The sequence below is a fragment of the Ruegeria sp. E8 genome (genome assembly GCF_056533985.1).
In genome coordinates this window covers 107160-125228 of the sequence record NZ_JBQFOY010000003.1, presented here as the reverse complement: position 1 = coordinate 125228, position 18069 = coordinate 107160, and the positions used below count along the sequence as shown (strand labels likewise).

Annotated in this window: 14 protein-coding genes and 1 pseudogene; 7 read left to right on the top strand and 8 right to left on the bottom strand. The window is 57.0% G+C overall.

Features of this window, described 5'->3' with window-relative positions:
• Positions 1 to 33 precede the first annotated feature (33 nt).
• From ACR0LF_RS05865 to ACR0LF_RS05855, 3 genes are all read left to right on the top strand, one after another.
• Positions 34 to 1020, top strand: coding sequence for a zinc-dependent alcohol dehydrogenase family protein (locus tag ACR0LF_RS05865; protein WP_480580241.1), 987 nt, complete (start codon positions 34 to 36; stop codon positions 1018 to 1020).
• 255 nt (positions 1021 to 1275) lie between these two features.
• Positions 1276 to 2349: a TIGR01458 family HAD-type hydrolase gene (locus ACR0LF_RS05860; protein WP_480627519.1), complete on the top strand. Its 1074-nt coding sequence runs from the start codon at positions 1276 to 1278 to the stop codon at positions 2347 to 2349.
• Between the two features lie 83 nt (positions 2350 to 2432).
• The gene (locus ACR0LF_RS05855) at positions 2433 to 3068 is read left to right on the top strand and encodes a glutathione S-transferase (protein ID WP_480580235.1); all 636 of its coding nucleotides are present in this window, start codon (positions 2433 to 2435) and stop codon (positions 3066 to 3068) included.
• A 111-nt stretch (positions 3069 to 3179) separates the two neighbouring features.
• On the opposite strand, the gene ACR0LF_RS05850 is transcribed toward ACR0LF_RS05855, so the two are convergent.
• The 5 genes from ACR0LF_RS05850 to ACR0LF_RS05830 are packed head-to-tail and all read right to left on the bottom strand — an operon-like array spanning position 3180 to position 9134.
• Entirely contained in the window at positions 3180 to 4691 is a 1512-nt protein-coding gene (locus tag ACR0LF_RS05850) for a class I adenylate-forming enzyme family protein (protein WP_480580232.1), read from the bottom strand.
• On the bottom strand, positions 4688 to 6109 hold the full coding sequence (sauS, locus tag ACR0LF_RS05845; protein ID WP_480580229.1) for an acylating sulfoacetaldehyde dehydrogenase: 1422 nt from the start codon (positions 6107 to 6109) through the stop codon (positions 4688 to 4690). Before sauS ends, ACR0LF_RS05850 begins: the two co-directional genes overlap by 4 nt.
• Positions 6110 to 6168: 59 nt before the next feature.
• Positions 6169 to 7128 carry a Bug family tripartite tricarboxylate transporter substrate binding protein gene (locus ACR0LF_RS05840; RefSeq protein WP_480580226.1) on the bottom strand — a complete coding sequence of 320 codons (960 nt, stop codon included), beginning with the start codon at positions 7126 to 7128 and terminating at the stop codon, positions 6169 to 6171.
• A 42-nt stretch (positions 7129 to 7170) separates the two neighbouring features.
• Complete coding sequence (locus ACR0LF_RS05835; protein ID WP_480580223.1) at positions 7171 to 7626, bottom strand: tripartite tricarboxylate transporter TctB family protein; 456 nt, start codon at positions 7624 to 7626, stop codon at positions 7171 to 7173.
• Positions 7623 to 9134 (bottom strand): tripartite tricarboxylate transporter permease, encoded by a 1512-nt coding sequence (locus ACR0LF_RS05830; RefSeq protein WP_480580220.1) that lies wholly within the window; start codon positions 9132 to 9134, stop codon positions 7623 to 7625. Before ACR0LF_RS05830 ends, ACR0LF_RS05835 begins: the two co-directional genes overlap by 4 nt.
• A 113-nt stretch (positions 9135 to 9247) precedes the next feature.
• On the opposite strand from ACR0LF_RS05830, the gene ACR0LF_RS05825 reads away from it, so the two are divergent.
• Positions 9248 to 10279 (top strand): LacI family DNA-binding transcriptional regulator, encoded by a 1032-nt coding sequence (locus ACR0LF_RS05825; protein ID WP_480580217.1) that lies wholly within the window; start codon positions 9248 to 9250, stop codon positions 10277 to 10279.
• A gap of 68 nt (positions 10280 to 10347) precedes the next feature.
• Here the strand turns inward: ACR0LF_RS05825 and ACR0LF_RS05820 are convergent.
• A pseudogene (locus ACR0LF_RS05820) lies at positions 10348 to 10470 on the bottom strand (transposase); the annotation flags it as partial.
• Between the two features lie 185 nt (positions 10471 to 10655).
• On the opposite strand from ACR0LF_RS05820, the gene leuB reads away from it, so the two are divergent.
• Genes leuB through ACR0LF_RS05805 form a run of 3 tightly spaced genes read left to right on the top strand, consistent with a single transcriptional unit; the run spans position 10656 to position 14871 of the window.
• Entirely contained in the window at positions 10656 to 11741 is a 1086-nt protein-coding gene (gene leuB, locus ACR0LF_RS05815; RefSeq protein WP_480580214.1) for a 3-isopropylmalate dehydrogenase, read from the top strand.
• Entirely contained in the window at positions 11738 to 13390 is a 1653-nt protein-coding gene (locus ACR0LF_RS05810) for a GMC family oxidoreductase (RefSeq protein ID WP_480580211.1), read from the top strand. Before leuB ends, ACR0LF_RS05810 begins: the two co-directional genes overlap by 4 nt.
• Positions 13387 to 14871 carry an aldehyde dehydrogenase family protein gene (locus ACR0LF_RS05805; protein ID WP_480580208.1) on the top strand — a complete coding sequence of 495 codons (1485 nt, stop codon included), beginning with the start codon at positions 13387 to 13389 and terminating at the stop codon, positions 14869 to 14871. The genes ACR0LF_RS05810 and ACR0LF_RS05805 overlap by 4 nt, the downstream gene beginning before the upstream one ends.
• A gap of 190 nt (positions 14872 to 15061) precedes the next feature.
• Here ACR0LF_RS05805 and guaD read toward each other — a convergent pair whose 3' ends face one another.
• Both guaD and ACR0LF_RS05795 read right to left on the bottom strand, forming a co-directional pair.
• Positions 15062 to 16387, bottom strand: a complete 1326-nt coding sequence (guaD, locus tag ACR0LF_RS05800) for a guanine deaminase (RefSeq protein ID WP_480580206.1) — start codon at positions 16385 to 16387, stop codon at positions 15062 to 15064.
• Positions 16388 to 16449: 62 nt separating this feature from the next.
• Positions 16450 to 18051 carry a xanthine/uracil/vitamin C permease gene (locus tag ACR0LF_RS05795; protein ID WP_480580203.1) on the bottom strand — a complete coding sequence of 534 codons (1602 nt, stop codon included), beginning with the start codon at positions 18049 to 18051 and terminating at the stop codon, positions 16450 to 16452.
• Positions 18052 to 18069 lie beyond the last annotated feature (18 nt).

Here is an 18069-nt window from a genome sequence, read left to right as displayed (position 1 = left end):
GAGCTGGCGTCTGGAAAGAAAAGGAATAATCCGATGAAAGCAATAGTTCTGAATGACTACGGGACTGACGCAAAGTTTGAGTTCGCAGAGATGCCCGACCCGGTCGCGACATCAGGACATGTGGTGGTCAAAGTCGCCGCCACCAGCGTCAACACTGTCGACACGATGATCCGAAACATGGGGGCAGAGCTTCCTCTGTCTCCCGCATTGCCCGCCGTGCTTGGCATGGACTTTGCGGGTACCGTCGTCGCGCTGGGCGACGGTGTGACAGATTTCGCTGTGGGCGATGAGGTGTACGGCTGCGCGGGTGGTTTGATGGGGCTTTCGGGGGCACTGGCAGAGTACATAAACGCGGATGCCCGCCTGATTGCGCATAAACCCAATACGCTGAGCATGCGAGAGGCCGCAGCGCTGCCGCTCGTCGGCATCACCGCCTTCGAAGGGTTGACCCGTGCCGGTGTTGGCGAGGGGCAAACTGTGTTGGTTCACGGCGGTGCTGGCGGCGTTGGTCATGTCGCCGTGCAAATTGCCCGCCACTTTGGCGCAACCGTGTCCGCGACAGGTCGCGGTGCCGATCAGTTAGCCCTGATCGAAGGGTTGGGCGCGCGCGCCTTGGATTTCACTACGCAAAAGGTTGAGGACTACGTGGCGGAGCATGCCGGTGGCGTGGGCTTCGATGTGGTGTTTGACAGCGTGGGTGGGCAGAACATGACAAACTCGTTCGAAGCGGCCAAGCTCAACGGCCATATCGCCTCGACCGTTGCGATAGTCGAGATCGATTTGACACCAGCGCATTTCAAAGGCCTGTCCCTGCACGTCGTCTTCATGCTGATCCCAATGATGCACAACGTCGGGCGGCAAACCCATGGTGACATCCTGAGGACATTGGCGGGCATCGCGGATGCGGGCAGGCTTAAACCAATCGTGGACGAACAAAGGTTTGGTTGGGAGGATGTCGGCGCGGCTCATGCGCATCTGACAAATGGATCAGCGGTCGGGAAAGTCGTTGTAGAACTGTGATCTGATCCGGTTAAAATTGGTGCGCGCTCAATGATGTTGCACACAAGCTCAAGCAACCAGCGGATGTGGTACAGCGCCTTTGGTGTCTTTGCGCAAAGCATCATCCTATCTTGAAGGTTACTGAATACTCAACTCCTTCAAATCTGAGATGAACTACGCGTTTTTCATGGGGAATGCTAGCTCATTAGCTCTCATATGTCCCGACCCCAATTGGGCCACAACGGGTGCCGCCCGTTCTGTGCTTAACTGACCGTGATGCACGTTCCGCACCAGTTGGTTTTAGCTCTACGCGGCTATCAAAGGCGGTTCTGTTTTTCCCCGGTCCAAAATCATTTGACCGTCACGGGCGGCCCAAAGCTGCCGCCCGTAACAGCCAAGCCAACTGCATCACAAATTGCCCAATGCAATCGCTCGTGCTGGGCGCGGCATTCCCTCATCCGAAATCCGCTGCAGTGCGAGGGGTTGCGCATCCTCTGCAAGAGCGGTGAGGAGTTTCCGAGGCCATCAGTTCAGGGCACCGATACAAGTGCTGAAGTTGACGCCTCGCTAAGGCTCGGGCACAGTTTAGTAATGATCCAAACAGTTCTGCTTGATGTCTCCGGAGTTCTTTACCAAGGGGCCGAAGCAATCCCCGGAGCCGCCGAGGCACTTACCCGTTTGCGTTCCAGCGGGCGGCAAGTGAGATTTCTCACCAACAGCACCCGGCAGCCAAAACACCGCATCATGAGCAAACTGCAAAACCTTGGCTTCGTTGTTCAACCGGAGGAGGTGTTTACACCTGTTGCAGCCTGCCTTGATTGGCTGTCGCGCTCGGGACATAGCCCGCATTTGCTCATCCACCCCGCACTTGAAGAAGAGTTTTCTGGTTGCGACAGCAGTGGACCGCCAGCCGTTATTGTTGGTGATGCCGCCCAGGAATTTTCATATGAAAACATGAACCGGGCGTACCGATTACTGAAGAATGGAGCGCCTTTGGTCGCTCTCGCGAACAATCGCGTTTTCATGGATGCCGATGGACAGCTAAGCCTTGACGCCGGATGTTTTGTCAAAGCGCTGGAATACGCGACCGGCATCCGCGCTCAACTGTCAGGCAAACCAGACCCTGGATTTTTCAGAGCCGCTGTTGTCAGCACCGGAGCCTCTCTTAAGCAGTCCGTTATGATCGGTGATGATGCTGAAAGCGATATTGCCGGCGCCTTGGCTGCGGGCCTGGCAAAAGCGTATCTTGTGCGCACCGGGAAATTCCGTCAAGGCGACGAAACCCGGTTTGACCCTAAACCGACGGCCACTGTGGCCGATGTTTGCGAAGCGGTGACCCGCTTGACCTGACCCGGCGGCGTCTAAGCTGAAGCTCCTATTTGACTGTCGAGGATGGGTTTGACCCCACTGGCGGATTTCAGATAAATCCTCCTATGGCTCATCACCCTATCTTATGGACGTTCCGCCGCTGCCCGTACGCAATAAGGGCTCGCCTCGCATTGGCGAGTTCAGGCGTCAAAGTCGAATTGCGTGAAATCCGTCTGAAGGACAAGCCGCAAGCTTTCCTGCAAACATCGGCATCCGGTACGGTACCAGCGCTTCGCCTTGCGGATCAGGTTTTTGATGAAAGTTTGGATATCATGATCTGGGCTCTTAAACAAAATGATCCGCAAAGACTTTTGGACATGCCTAAAGAAGGGTGGAACCTGATCGCGGAAAATGATGGACCATTTAAGGCCGCATTGGATCACACAAAGTACGCTACGCGCTATCCGGAAGTTGACCACGCGGCAGAGCGTAAGAAAGCTGCGAATTACTTGATCAGCCTTGATGAACGGTTGACCGGGCCGTCTTGGCTGTTTGGAGATCGCCCAACCCTAGCAGATTTGGCAGTTCTGCCCTTTGTCCGTCAGTTCGCTCACATAGACAGGGTGTGGTTTGATGCACAGGAATGGCCGAATTTGATTGCTTGGCTGGATCGTTTTCTGGCAAGCGAAGCCTTCGAGCATGTAATGGATAAGCACTTGCCCTGGGCAGATGGCGACACGCCGCTATGGTTCAACGGCTAGGCTCGACATGGCGGACCGGTTCACAGCGGGTGGTGGAGCACCCAGCCGATGCCGCAGTGCAACCTCACAAGTGCGGAGGCTGGGCTTTCGTACAAACGGCTTATCGAACGTTTATTTCTTCGAATCTCCAAATTTCGCGTTAACGATCTCGAGTATTCTGTTTCTTTGAATTTTTCCCGACGGGCCTTTTGGGAGGTCTGGTAGGATATGAACTTCATCGGGTGATTTGAAACGGCCCAATTGAGTTTCGCAAAGTTTCGACAGGCCCAGCGACGTAACATCGGAACCTTCACGAATTTTGACGGCGGCCTCGACGGTTTCGCCGTAACTTTTGCAAGGACGTGCAAAAGCGGCGGCTTCAACGACATCTGGGTGAGAATACAGGGCCTCGTCGATTTCGCGCGGTGCAATGTTTTCGCCGCCCTTAATAATCAATTCCTTAAGCCGTCCGGTGACAAAAACGTAACCATCCTTGTCCATGCGGGCGAGATCACCAGTTCGTAACCAACCATCAGAGCTAAACGTGCCATTGGTAGCGTCGGGGTCGTTGAGGTATTCCAGCATTACATTCGGTCCGCGAATGACCAATTCTCCTTCCGTTCCGTGGGGAACAGCTCGGAGGTTTGTGTCAAAAATTGCAGCTTCGTTCCCGTATGCGATGCCCGGAGAGCCAATCTTGCGAACGCCTGGAGGCAACGGATTGGACAGAATTTGTGCAGCGGTTTCCGTGAGCCCCATGGTTTCTACAATTGGGATTTCAAAACGGTCTTCAAAGGCCCGCTGCACGTCTGGTGCCAACGCTGAAGATGCAGAACGACCGAAGCGCACTCTCTGGCGAGTGGGCTTATCCGGCTTGGTATCCGAATGCAGCAAGTGAGAAATGATGGTTGGAACAACCGAAAACCACGTCGCCTCGACCTTACCGAGGTTGTCCCAGAACCGGCTGGCTGAAAATCGTTCGCACATGGCCAAAGACCCGCCTGAGACAAGCGTTCCCATGACTGTCACGCAAAGCCCGTTGATGTGGTAGATCGGCAATACGCAAAACCCGCGATCGGCTTCGGTCAACTCATGTGCAACTGTGGTCGTCCAGCCACCCGCCAGAAGGCTGGAATGTGTGTGAACCACGCCCTTGGGGCGCCCGGTCGTTCCGGAGGTGTACATCAACAGCGCATGACTATCTGACGTTATGCTGTGCAGGTTGTTACCGGTGTCGACCGCATCTGCAACTTGCAACGGGATGATCCTGGCGGGATTGGCTGTACGCTCGAACAGGTCCATTTGCCCCGGATGCACGAATCCATAGCGTGCGCCGCTGTGCTCTAGGGCGTAGGCGACGGCGCTGTCACCCGCGACAAGGTTAATCATCGTCGCCCGGAACCCGCCATAGAGAACGCCAAAAAGAACCTCCAGCGCTTCTCGGCAATTGGGATAGAGGATCGCAATACTTTCGCCTTTTGCCACACCTAATTCGGTTAACATGGCAGCGACGCGCCGGGCCGTTTCGCGCAGTTCTTCCCAACTTAGGTCTGCTGCCCCGTCCGGGAAAACAAAACCGGTTCCTCTCTGACATGCTCTGAAATCCAACCAATCGCGAACAGTTCCCTTGGGTGGTTCGATCATCGGCCGAACTCCGACCAATAGTCATCGAATATCTCTTCCAGCCCGGGTTCACGCGAAGGTGTTTCACGAACGATCTTGGTCGTCTGAACGAAATGCCGCCAATGCAGGTTGGTATCGATGGAGTTGCCGCCCCAACTGCCGCAGCCCATCGAAAGCGAAAAGGGCATACCATTCGTAAAGCTGCCGCCCGTGGCAAAGGTATGCGCCTGGTTTACGATAACCCGACAAGTGGGCAGGTCACGCCCCAACCCCACCGCGCGCGCGTCATCATCCGTATGGATGCCAACCGAATGCCCGGCCCCCTGATGTGCCAGGATGCGAGTGGCAATAGCCTTGGCCTCTGCGAAATCTGCCGCGCGATAGAGTGCCAGAACACGGCTTAGTTTTTCACCGGACAAAGGATGATCCGAACCTATTCCGTCAGTTTCCACCGCAAGATACTTGGTCCCATTGGGTACTTTGCCCGACATTCCCAAGGCCTCGAGCATTTTGTCAGCGTCCTGCGCTATGGCCGAACGATTGAGATGACCATCAGGCCAAAGTCGCGCCACGATGTCATTTGCCTCAGAGGACGGCACCAGGGCACCGCCTTCGGCTGCCATCGCGGCAACGAAGGCGTCATAGATCGCGTCCACAACAACCAGTGCGTTTTCAGAAGAGCAGGACGTCGCATTGTCAAAACACTTTGAAGCCGTGATTTTGGCTGCGGCTGCTGGCAAATCGGCAGTTTCGTCCACAATCACGGTCACGTTGCCCGCGCCAACCGCCACGGCCGGCGTACCACAGGACTGCGCGCGTTGGACATTGTTCTGGCTGCCTGTGCAGATCACCCGGTCAACAGTTTCCATCAAACGTTGCGTTTTGGCCTTTGAGCCAGGCGCGGGGATCATTTGAACCAAATCGCGATTCAGCCCCAGCTTGTCGAATTCAGAGTGAATGTAGCCGATCAACATCTCACAAGACGCCACGCCTTTCGGGGATGGTGCCACCACAATCGAGTTGCCGCATTTGAGCGCATTGATGATGTTGTTCGCGGGCGTCGCGGCAGGGTTGGTCGATGGTACAACTGCGCCGATCACGCCGATAGGACGGGCTATTTCGGTAATACCGGTGGCAGGATCGTCACTGATGATGCCATGGGTTTTCGCCTCAGCGATATCGCGCAACAGGCCCAGTGTCTTACGGTGGTTCTTTGTGATCTTGTCGGGCACATTGCCCAACCCTGTGGTTTCAACGGCAGTTTCGGCCAATGCCCGGTTGCGTTCCGGTTGCATGATGGCCCAGCCCGCCGCCAATGCCGCTTTGTCGTACAGCGCCTGATTTCCGCCTGTTTCAAAAGCCGCCTGGGCTGCGCGCGCTTGCGCTACGATGCGATCTACTTCAGCGATTTCGGGGGATATCCCGTCCTGAGCGTTCATCTTTGACCTCGATAGTTTAACCGGGGCGGACCAGCTCCGCCCCGTATAGGTGGACCGGATCAGAGACCGGCCAGCAATTCGTTCAGCGTCTGTTGGCGCTGTGCCCACATCTCGATCACCTCGTCACGTGTCATGATGTGCATGGGTGAACCACCGGCCTCCATCTTTTTGGACACACGGTCGTTGGCGAACATCTCTGGCACTGTTGCGGCGAGTTTCTCGATCACTTCCGGCGGTGTTCCTTTAGGCACCATCACGCCCCGGAAATTGACCGACGAATTGTCGACATCCAATCCCTGTTCCATCATCGTCGGAACGTCCGGCAGGAAGGCGTTACGCTCAAGATCTGCGACCCCCAGGATTTTGACGTTGCCCGCTTCCTGCGCGCGGAAGGCGTCGGACAGGTTATTGATACCGCCCATGACCTCACCGGCAATCACCGCTTTCATCGCGGCGGCCCCACCGCCCTTGGTTGGGATGTAGGCCATCGTGGTGCCCGCTGCCTTGTCGATCTGCAGGGCTGCAATGTGGTGGCCCACAAACAGGCCCGCACCGGAAACCGTCAGTTTGCCGGGGTTTTCCTTGGCATAAGCAACGACGTCCTCCATTGAGTTGAACTCGCTGTCTGCACCCACAACAAAGACCGCCGGGTCGGCACCCCAGTTTGCAATCGGCTCAAAGCTGTCCGTCGAATACTCCACACCGCCTTTGATCGACTGAGCGATAAAATGCGGAACGTTATAGGCCGCCAGAGTGTAGCCGTCAGGGTCGGCTTGCGTTGCAAACCAGTTCCAACCGACACGCCCGCCTGCGCCGGGTTTATTGATGATGGCGATGGGCATCCCCAGCGCGTCTTCGTTTCCGGACGTCATGGTGACAATCCGCGCCTGAAAGTCAGTCGCGCCACCTGCGCCATAGCTGACCATCATCATGATCGGTCGTTCTGGGTATTCCTCCGCAACTGCGGCACCTGTCAGGCTCATGAGGGCCAATGCAGCCCCTGTAAGTGTGTGTTTCATCTGCGTTTCCTCCCTAATTTAGCTCACCCGCACCTCGTGCGGTCAGAACAGAATTTCCTTTGGTGTGTAGACGTTCAGAAGCATGGCAAAGAGCCCGTACATCACCGCTAAAAAGATTGCGGTGATAACGCCGCGTTTGACCCAGGTTTTGGCTTCGGAATGTGGGGCTGGATCGTAGAGCGACAGCAGAACAAAAAAAGCGATAGCCGTTGCCGTGTAGAAACCCAGCGACTTGGCCGCCCAGAATACGTAGATCAATGTAACGATCAGGCCGGGCAGCATGTTTATGAACATCGCGCGGGTCACACCGTTCCCGACTTTGGACAGCCCCATCACCGCTTTGCCGAAGGTCCACCCGGCCAGAACCACAAACACCGATGCGATAAGACGCGGGAACAGGAATGCCTCGGCGGGTTGCTGGGTATAGCTGACCCAGGTCACCCAAAGGCCTACTGCAAAGACCAGACCGGACCCGAAAACATGCTGCGAGCGATTCATATCTGCGCTTCCTCTTTGGTGGTGTAGCGACGGTGACGGAGTTCCATCCAGACCGAGTATGCGATTGAAGCCAAAACCACCGCGATCAGCAGCAAGTTCAATCCACCGGTCAGGAAATACGAAGCCTTGCCCACGGTCGCGTCAGCGATCATCCCGCCTTGAATGAAGTTGGCCTCGGCGATGGGCCCAAGGATCAATCCCAAAACCAGTGGTGCGGCGGAAAACCCAAAACGTTCCAGGAAGAACATACCGATGCCGAGGCAGGCCATGACATAGACGTCGCCCATTGAGCCCTGCACCGAATAGGCCCCAAAGACTGACAGGGCCAGAACTATGGCCGCCATGACCGATTGCGGCACCTGCGCGACGCGTGCGGCCAGACCGGCAACATAGAGCCCGAAGATACACATCAGAACCTGCCCGATCAGCATGGAATTGATGAAGGTCCACGCCACATCCGGGTGGTTGTCGAACAGGTCCGAGCCTGGAAAAATCCCGTGGATTAGCAGCCCGCCCAGCAAAACAGCAGCGGTTGGGCTACCCGGGATCGACAGCGTCAACAGCGGTACCAAAGACGGGCCGACCATCGCATTATTGGCGGATTCCGCAGCAATGACTCCCTCGGAATGCCCTGTGCCGAACTTGTCCTTCTCGGCTGAAAACTTCTTGGTTTGGTCATAGGCGACGAGCCCGGCAATTTGTCCGCCGACGCCCGGAATTAGGCCAATGATCGAGCCGGTGAGTGTGCCAATGCTGAGTGCGCGGGTACGGCTGAACAGTTCTCGAAACGCTGCCAGGATCGAATGGCGCTGAACTTCGATGACTTCCGCACCCGTGTTATGTCGACCCTTTGCAAACATCGTCAACACCTGAGGGATCGCAAAAAGACCAATCAGCGCGGCAATGATGTTGATGCCTCCGCCCAAAGCGGGGTGAAAGATAAAGCGTTGCGCTCCCATGATGTCGTCGAAGCCGATGGTGGCCAGCCACAATCCGATACAGCCCGAAAGCAGACCTTTGACCACCGAGGCGGAATCCAGCGTCCCGATCACCGTCACACCAAGAATGGCCAGCCAGAACAGATGCGAGGGGCCGAATGCCAACGCCCATTTGGCCAATACCGGGGTCAGAAAGATCAACAACAGCACGCCAAAGATGCCACCCACGGCCGAGGCCAGAAATGACAGTTGCAGTGCCCGCGCACCCTGACCCTGCTTGGCCATGGTATGCCCGTCCAATGTTGTGGCGATATTCGCCGGCGCGCCGGGTATCTTGAGCAAAATAGCACTGACCGCACCGCCCGCCACAGTTGAAGTGTATGCGGCACCAAGCAGGATTAACCCTTGCGCCGCCTCAAGCTGGAAGGTGAACGGGATCAGCAGCGCGACCGCCATTGTAGGCGACAAGCCCGGCGTCGCGCCCAGGATCAGGCCTCCAATCGTGCCACCCAAGAGCAGCAAAAACGACAGCGGCGTGAAGACTTCTCCGAAGTAATAAATGAATTCCATTCAGGGCCTCCCAACCCGTCGGTTCACACTTTTACTTTTGTTGACAAATCAGGGTAGGCGATGAAAATAGTATTGCAAATGTTTTCATAAATTCGACCAATAGGGAGAATATTATGGCTAATTATCAAAAGGGTAAGGTTGATATTGTAGCCGTTGCAAAGGCTGCAAAAGTGTCACCATCCACAGTGTCCCGCACCTTCAATCACCCAAATTTGGTCAGCCCAGCGACTCGGAAAAAGATCAATCGAGCGGTGCAGAGGTTGGGATATATCCGCAATCGTGCAGCACAAACGATGCATGGCAAACGGTCAGGCACAATCGGTCTCGTTGTCCCAACCATCAACCACGCCATTTTCGCCGAGGTCATTCAGGCCTTTTCGGATTCTATCGATAAAGCCGGGTTCAGCCTGTTGCTGGCGTCACATGGATATGACCTTGATCGGGAATACGCGATGGTGCGCAAGTTGTTGGAACATCGCGTGGACGGAGTGGCGCTGGTAGGGTTGGAGCATTCCGAAGCCACAGGGCGACTGATAGAACAGCAGAGAACACCGGCTCTTGCCATATGGAACTATTCGGAAGACTCCCCGTTACCGTGTGTCGGGGCTGACAATCGCTTGGCAGGGCGCCTTGCGGCGGAGCATCTGTTGGCCCTCGGGCACCGTGATATTGGGCTAATCTTTCCCGATGCCTCTGGCAACGACCGAGCACAAAACCGGCTTTCCGCTGCGCATGAAGCTCTTAACGTAGCGGGTATTTCCGTTCCGAGTGAGCATGTGTCAGAAGCCCCTTACAGTGTCTCTCAGGCCAAGCAGGCAGCCTCATCTCTTTTGACTGCACACGCTCGTCCGACGGCTTTGCTTTGCGGAAATGACGTCATCGCACAGGGCGCATTATTCGCGGCCCAGAGCCTCAATTTGAAGGTTCCTGACGACTTGTCCATCATCGGCATAGGGGATTTCAAAGGATCAGCGGATGTTGAGCCCGCGCTTACAACCATTCGCATCCCGGCAGAAACCATCGGAAAACTCGCTGGTGAGATGTTCACCGACTACATTACCTCAGACGAGTCTGTACCCTTTAGAATTTGCTGTGAGTTAGAGCAAGTCGTTAGAGGTACAACAAGTCCGGCGACAATTCGTTAGGTCATGTCGACAAATGACGCAGCCAGAGGTGGATTGATATGATGTCAACGAAGCCGAGGGTTCGCCCTGCGCCAGAATTGGCGATAGACGCTGGACCATTTACCGAATTCATCGGGCAGGTCGCGCCGGGGCCCCAGTTCGGGCGATCCAGAAAACCCATCAAGGACAATGCAGTGTTTGGTGGGTTTGCGTCAATTCCTGCTCCGCCGGGGAAAAGCTGAGTTTACGGGCTGTGGCCTCGAAGGCATTGATCTGATGCAGGGGGATCGGGTGCGGCATTTTCATTCTTTTTTGATTGATTTCCTTTCACCATTTCCGCCTTTCTTCATTAGTTCAACTGCGCAACACTCGTTTTACGACGAATGGGGAATAATCTGTGAGAAAGCACATACTTGCATTGGGTGGAGACGGGATTGGCCCCGAAATCCTCGAACAAGGACTGCGTGTTGCCACCTGTCTGGCTGAGCGTGCCGGGTACGAGCTTTCGGTGAGGCAGGGCCTGCTGCATGGCGCGTCGTGGGATGTACATGGCACGTTTTGTACCGACGAGGTGCTGGAACAGGCGCGTGCTGCTGACGCTGTACTGGTCGGGGCGGTGGGCGGAGCGCAATGGCATAACATCCGCGTTCCCGGCGGGGCAGAACGCCAGGACGGGCTGATGTACCTGCGTCACCATTTGAAGACCTATCTGGGATTGCGACCGTCACGTGCATGGCGGCCACTGTTGGGCAAAACTCCGTTTCGGGCAGGTTTGGCAGACAAGGCCGATGTGCTGATTTTACGCGAGATGTGCGGCGGGGCGATGTTTACCACGACGCGCGGACAACGGGATGTAAACGGCATTCGGCAGGGTTACGATCTGATTGCTTACGATGAAGTCGAGATTGCCCGTTTTGCACATGGCGGCTTTCAACTCGCACGCAAGCGACGCGGACGGTTGGTCAGCTGTGACAAATCCAATGTAATGGAAAGTTACAAACTTTGGCGCACCGTGGTGACAGAGGTGGCGCAGGACTATCCAGACGTTGCTTTCGAAAACATGTTCGCAGACAACTGCGCCTATCAGTTGATGATGCGTCCCCATGACTTTGACGTGGTGATTGGCTGCAACCAGTTGGGCGATATTCTGAGTGATTTGACAGCAGTCTATGCGGGGTCGCTGGGTATGTTGCCGTCGGCCTGTCTGTCAGCAAGCCCTGATGAAGGGCCGGTTTTTGGCATGTATGAAAGTACCTCGGGCTCTGCGCCGGACATCGCAGGACAAGGGATCGCCAACCCGATCGGAACGATCCTGTCTGTGGGAATGATGTTCACCCATAGTTTTGGCCTGCCGCAATTCGAGGCGCAGATCGAATCCGCCGTTGAAGACGTTTTGCAAGGCGGCCTGTTGCCTCCTGATCTGGGGGGCACGGCGACAAGTGCAAATGTGACCGACGCCATTCTGGAAAAGCTCAGACCTTGACCGCCTATGATTATGTCATATCGGGCGGAGGTTCGGCGGGTTGTGCGTTGGCCGCGCGGTTGGCCGAAGATCCCTCGGTCTCTGTCTGTCTTGTGGAAGCGGGTGGCAAGGGGCGCGATCTTTTCATCAGGATGCCCGCAGGCAATGGTTTTGTCTTTGGCAATCCCCGGCTTGACTGGGGTTACACATCTGTTCCTCAACAAGGATTAAACGGGCGAACGATTTACTACCCGCGCGGCAAGGCTCTGGGCGGGTCGTCCATCGTCAACGGCATGATCTATATGCGCGGAGTAGCAGCCGACTATGACGGTTGGCAGGTGCCCGGCTGGTCCTATGCAGATGTGCTGCCCTATTTCCGCCGGTCCGAAGGATCGCGTGACCGGCAGGATGCCTGGCATGGAACTGACGGGCCGCTCAAGACCGAACCTGCACGGAATTTTGGGGAGGTTGAGCAAGCCTTTCTTGAGGCGGCCTTCAATGCTGGTCATGCGCGGATCGACGACTTCAACGGACCGGTGCGAACGGGTGCGGCCCGTAATGACAGCACTGTATCGAAGGGTGTTCGACAGTCGGCCGCGATCTCTTATCTGGCTCATCCGTCACGCAATCTGACGATCCGGACGCAAACACAGGTAGCGCGGATTGTGATCGACAATGGCAAGGCCGTCGGGGTGGAGACGCTTAACGGAGACGTCATTCATGCAGAACGCGAAGTGATCGTCTGCCAAGGGGCTTTCGGCACACCGCAATTGTTGATGCTGTCAGGCGTCGGACCAGCGGACCATCTGGCCAAGCATGGGATTGGCGTGGTCGCAGACCTGCCCTCGGTCGGGGCGCATCTGTCGGACCACCCGGATGTGCCTATGCAATGGGGATCGGATCGGCTGGACCTGAGCCATGCGAAGTACCAGCGGCTGGACCATGCGGCGCGGCTGATGGCGCACTGGCTGTTCAATGGCGGGGGGCCCGGAGGCGGGGCGCTCTTCTCGACCGTACTGTTCCACGCTTTCGACGATCCGGATCTTCCCGAGCTTGAGGTGTTCATGACTCCGATGGTGGTCGAAGAAAACCTTGGCGATGGCACGAATGAAGACGCGCCCTTGCTACAGCGCCTTGGGCGCAAGCTGTTGGTGCGGGGTCGCAAGATGGCCTGTCCCGGTGTGCAGATCGACATCAACCTCGAACGCCCTCACTCCGAAGGCTCTGTCCGGTTGGCCACCGCCGATCCGCGCGCACATCCGCTGATCGATCCGAACTACTTTGCCGACCCTCGCGACCTGTGCGTGCTGAAACGCGGTGTTACGGTAATGCGCGAGGTCATGGCGCAGGACCCGATCAGCCGGATTGTGACAGGTGAGATGGGTCTATGGAAAGACGCGCATTCCGACGAGGAGATCACGTCAGCCATCCGCAGCACCGCCTATACAGGCCACCATCCCGCCTGCACGGCCCGCATGGGCGATGTGCTGGACAACGAGCTTCGCGTGCATGGGGTGGAAGGCCTGCGCGTCTGTGATGCGTCGGCGATCCCCAGGCAAATCACTGGAAACCTTTATGTAACGGTGATCATGATGGCGGAAAAAGCAGCTGATATGATCCTGGGCCGCCCACCCCTGACACCCGAATACCCAACGGAGCCACTGACATGAGCAAGATCGCCACCTACAGGTACTTCGCTGACAACGAATGGTTCGAGCCCGTCGAGGGCGGCTATATCGATAGCGAAAACCCCGCCAACGGGCGGGTTTGGGCACGTGTCCCGAATTGTGGTCAGGCGGATGTGGACCGTGCCGTAGCTGCGGCGAAGTCGGCGTTCTACGAAGGCCCCTGGGGGCGGATGCAACCGGCGGAACGTGGCCGGTATCTGCGGCGGATCGGGGACGTGATCTCGAAACATGCCGATCGGTTGGGTGAGATCGAGACACAGGACAACGGAAAGCTGCCTTCGATGATCACCCCAGGTTTGCGGGAAGGTGCGTGGCTGGTGGACAGTTGGCATTACTACGCGGGGCTTTGTGACAAGTTTGAGGGCCGCCTGATCCCCGCCGAAGCGCCAGACATCCACAACTACGTCAAATGGCAGCCCTTTGGTGTTGTGGCGCAGGTGTTGCCGTGGAATTCACCGCTCGGCACGTTGTTCGTCAAGCTCGCCCCCTGCCTGGCAGCTGGCAATACTGTCGTTATGAAGCCCTCGGAGCAGTCCAGTTGTTCGACGCTGGAACTGATGGAGGTGCTGCTCGAGGCCGACCTCCCCCCAGGGGTGTTGAACGTGGTCACGGGCTATGGGGAAACCACTGCCGCGCCGATGATCGAACACCCCGACGTGCGCATGGTCAGCTTTACTGGGGGCACAGGCGGTGGACGTGCGGCTGCCATCACGGCTGCAAAGGGCGTGAAGCCGGTTGTAATGGAGTTGGGTGGCAAGTCCCCGCAGATAATCCTGCCGGATGCGGATCTCGATCTGGCGGTGAATGGCGTAGCAGCGGGCATATTCCCTCCTGGAGGGCAAAGCTGCATTTCTGGCTCTCGCATTCTGGTACATCGCGATGTCAGCCAGGCGTTCACGGATCGTCTGGTCGAGGTGGTGAAAAATGCCCGCGTGGGTGATCCAATTGACCCGTATACCCAGATTGGCCCCATCGCCAATCGCCCGCACTATGAAAGCATCCTTGCCAAGATCGACGCCGCCGAAAAAGCGGGCCACAAGATGCTGCTGGACGGTCGCAAGGCATGCCGCGACGAGGGCTATTACATTGGCCCCACCATCTTTGCCGATGTACCCAACAGCGCCGATCTGGCCCAGAATGAGGTCTTCGGCCCCGTCGCAAGCACCGAAATCTGGGACGACGAAGATCGGGTGATCCAAATCGCCAATGACACAGTCTATGGCCTCGCCGCCGGTATCTGGACGCGCGACGTGGCCCGCGCCATGCGCATGGCTGACCGGATCGAGGCGGGCACCGTCTACATCAACAACTACTTCAACGCCGCCACTCAGTCACCTGTCGGAGGGTACAAGCAATCCGGCTATGGCCGCGAAAATGGATGGGAAGGAATGCGCTGTTTCCTCCAGACCAAATCTGTCTGGCTGAGCACAAATCCGCGTCAACCCAACCCGTTTGCCAATTGAAGAGGAAGCTCATTCGGAATGAAACCGTCCGCAACGCTCGACGGAGCCGAAATAGCGCACATAATCTGCAAAGCCCAATTGTCGCCCGGAATCTACCGATTTCGTCAATTCTCGCGGTTGGCAATCTGAGCTTGAAGCGATCGCACTTCCAATTGGCCGACCCAAAACTTCGAAACAGAGCCCGATGCCTTTATGTCTCCTGAACCTCGGTCAATTGTTTGGGGCTAACCTTACTGGGTGATCCGGAAACATACACTTCCTCGACAGCGCGGTCGTCTCCCATCATCTGCAGAACAAACAACTCTTCTGCAAGACACCCCACACGGTCCATGCGCAATGCCATGGCAGGCGTGCTTCGCGCGTTAAGAACGACGATATCCGCCTCGGTTCCGGGTTCGAGATTTCCAATTTTATCTTCCAGCCCAAGAACGCGCGCATTTCCGAGCGTTGCCCAGTGGAAGGCTTGTAGGGGATGCAGGGCCAACCCTTGTAATTGCAGGATTTTGTAACCTTCGTTGAGGGTCTGGAGCATCGAATAACTTGTGCCTGCACCAACATCTGTCGCGATCCCGTTTGTGATCCCGCGTGCACTCAGACCTCCGTGATCAAACAGACCGCTGCCAAGGAACAGGTTGGAGGTTGGGCAGAATACGGGATGTGCGCCGGTTTCCGCCAGAGCGTCGATTTCACGCGGCTCCAGGTGAATGGAGTGCCCAAGCAATGTATTGCGACCCAAAAGGCCGTAAGACTGGTAGACGTCAAGATAGTCGCGCGCCTGCGGGTAAAGCTGTTTGGTGAAGGCAATTTCATCTTTGTTTTCCGACAGATGCGTCTGGACGTGGCAGTCGGGATGTTCCTGCACGAGGGCTTGCGCCATCGCCATCTGTTCCGGCGTGGACGTGATCGCGAACCGAGGCGTGATGACGTAGCCGTTGCGGCCCTTACCATGCCAGTCGGCGATCAGAGCCTTGGTGTGATCATATCCGGATTTCGGTGTGTCCTGCAGACCCTCGGGTGCATTGCGGTCCATCAGAACCTTGCCGCCAAGCATGCGCATGTTTCGCCGGGTCGCTTCGGTAAAGAAGGCGTCCGCCGACGTCTTGTGGACCGAGCAATAGGCAACTGCGGTCGTGGTGCCGTGTGTGACAAGCTGATCGAAAAACGCCCGCGCCATGTACGCGCTGTGTGCTTCCGAGGCAAACCGGGTTTCTTCCGGGAAAGTATAGTTGTTGAGCCAGTCCAGCAGCTGTGCCCCCCACGAGGCGATAACCTGCACTTGCGGGAAGTGAATGTGTGTGTCGATGAAACCAGCCATCATCAGGTGCGGGCGATGGTCCGTTACTGGAACATTCCCGGCTTTTGCGCTGATCTCGGTAAAGGGGCCGGTATCCTGGATGATCCCGTCCTGAATCAGCAGGGCACCGTCTTCAAGATAGGTATATGCATTGGAATCTTCGCCGCTCTGGGGTTCATGATGAAAGGTCAGCAGACGACCGCGCAGCAATCTCTGGGTCATGAAGGGTCTCGTTTCTACGGTTGGGGCAGGGAGGGGCAGCCATGGGACTGCCCCTCTGAGGTTCAGGCCTGTTGTGCAGGTGAATCGTCGTCGATCAGATCAGGCTCATCCGGTACGATGACACGGTGTTCGAGATCTTCTTTGGGTGCGAACATCGGGTAGATGTAAAGGAACGCGCCGACGATTAGGTAGCCTATGGTGATCCCGTCGAACTGAGGCAGCTGCAGCGTGTAGGAATGGATGATCCCTACGGACGACATCAGCCCGCCTGCGACCGCAAAAGCCCCAGCTGTCCGAAAGCGCCCATCGATCACGTCGGCCACGATGGCGCCCCAGACCAGACCGGTGATGATGGCCCCCTGGCTCAGGGCAAGGTGGCCTTCGTAATGGGCCCCCTCCATGAGAAGGGCTGCGGTCAGACCGTCATCCCCAAGTGAGGGCAAACCTTCGACACCGCTGCTGCGCAGTGCGTTCATCAGCGACCCCCATTTGACCATCAGGAAGGCCGAGATATGAGGCAGGATCGCAAAGGATACCGCAGCCATATGCATGGGCTTGACGGCCCAGGCGGTATTGGTGATCAGGCTGACGGCAACGAAAACCAGTACGGGCGCGGCGGCGGCGATCGGGATCAGGCCAGCAAGGAAGGACAGGAACCCAAGGAAGGCGGCAGCAGCGATCACGACGGCTACGCCGACGATGTAGCCTGCATGTGCATCCAGCCGCTTGTAGGCCGGATGGCCGATGTAAACGGTCGTTGGGAAAGGTGAGCCAAACAGCGCGCCCAGCATCGTGCCTGCACCATCCGTCACCTGACACAGTCCAACCGGGTAACGGTCACCCGCCGCTTCGGCTGATTCCACGTTGTTCATCGTTTCGATGAAGTTGTAAATCTGCACCGGGATCAGCACCAGAAACAGCTCGGGATTTGCGAACAGGTACTGCACGCCAGCGATAAGGTCACCGAAATAGGGGATCGGCGGGTAGAAGCCGATTCCGCTCACGTCGATTTTGGACTCGCCAAGGACAAGGGCAATCACGGTACCGGCAGCAATTGCGACCAGACCTGCAGGGACGTTGCCCGGCAGGCGGAAGCGACCGATCAGGCCCCAGAGGATAAACAGCAGCGACGTAAACCCGATGATGGGGTGCTCGAATATTTCGGCCAGCGGCACGGAGCCAATAAAGACCAGGGCGATGCCGCAGAGCGTACCCAGCATCCCGGCGCGGGGGGTGATCCGCTTGAGGTAGGGTCCTACAATGGCCCCCAAGGCCGCGACGATGCCGCCTATGAACCCAGCCCCGATGCCGACCTGCCAAGCAAGCATGGGATCGTTGGTTGCCCAATAGATGGGGCCGATCACGCCGAACAGGTAGACGAACATAACCGGCGTCGAGATGCCGTAGGGCAGGGCGGTTACATCTTTGCCCTGTTTGTTAGCCAACCATTTGGCGAGATATGCGTAAACAGCGACACCGGCCAGAATAGCGATGGCAGCGCCGGGGACAATGCGGCCAAAGACGATTTCGGCAGGCATCTGAAACACGAACTGGCAGACCCCGGACAGGATCAGCAAATTTACAAGGTTGTCCGTAAACAGCGCCCAGAAAGCGCTGAAATCGCTGCGGCTAAACAGCTTGTAGTCGTAGGTCCTCCCGTCCATGACGGTCTCCTCCTCTGA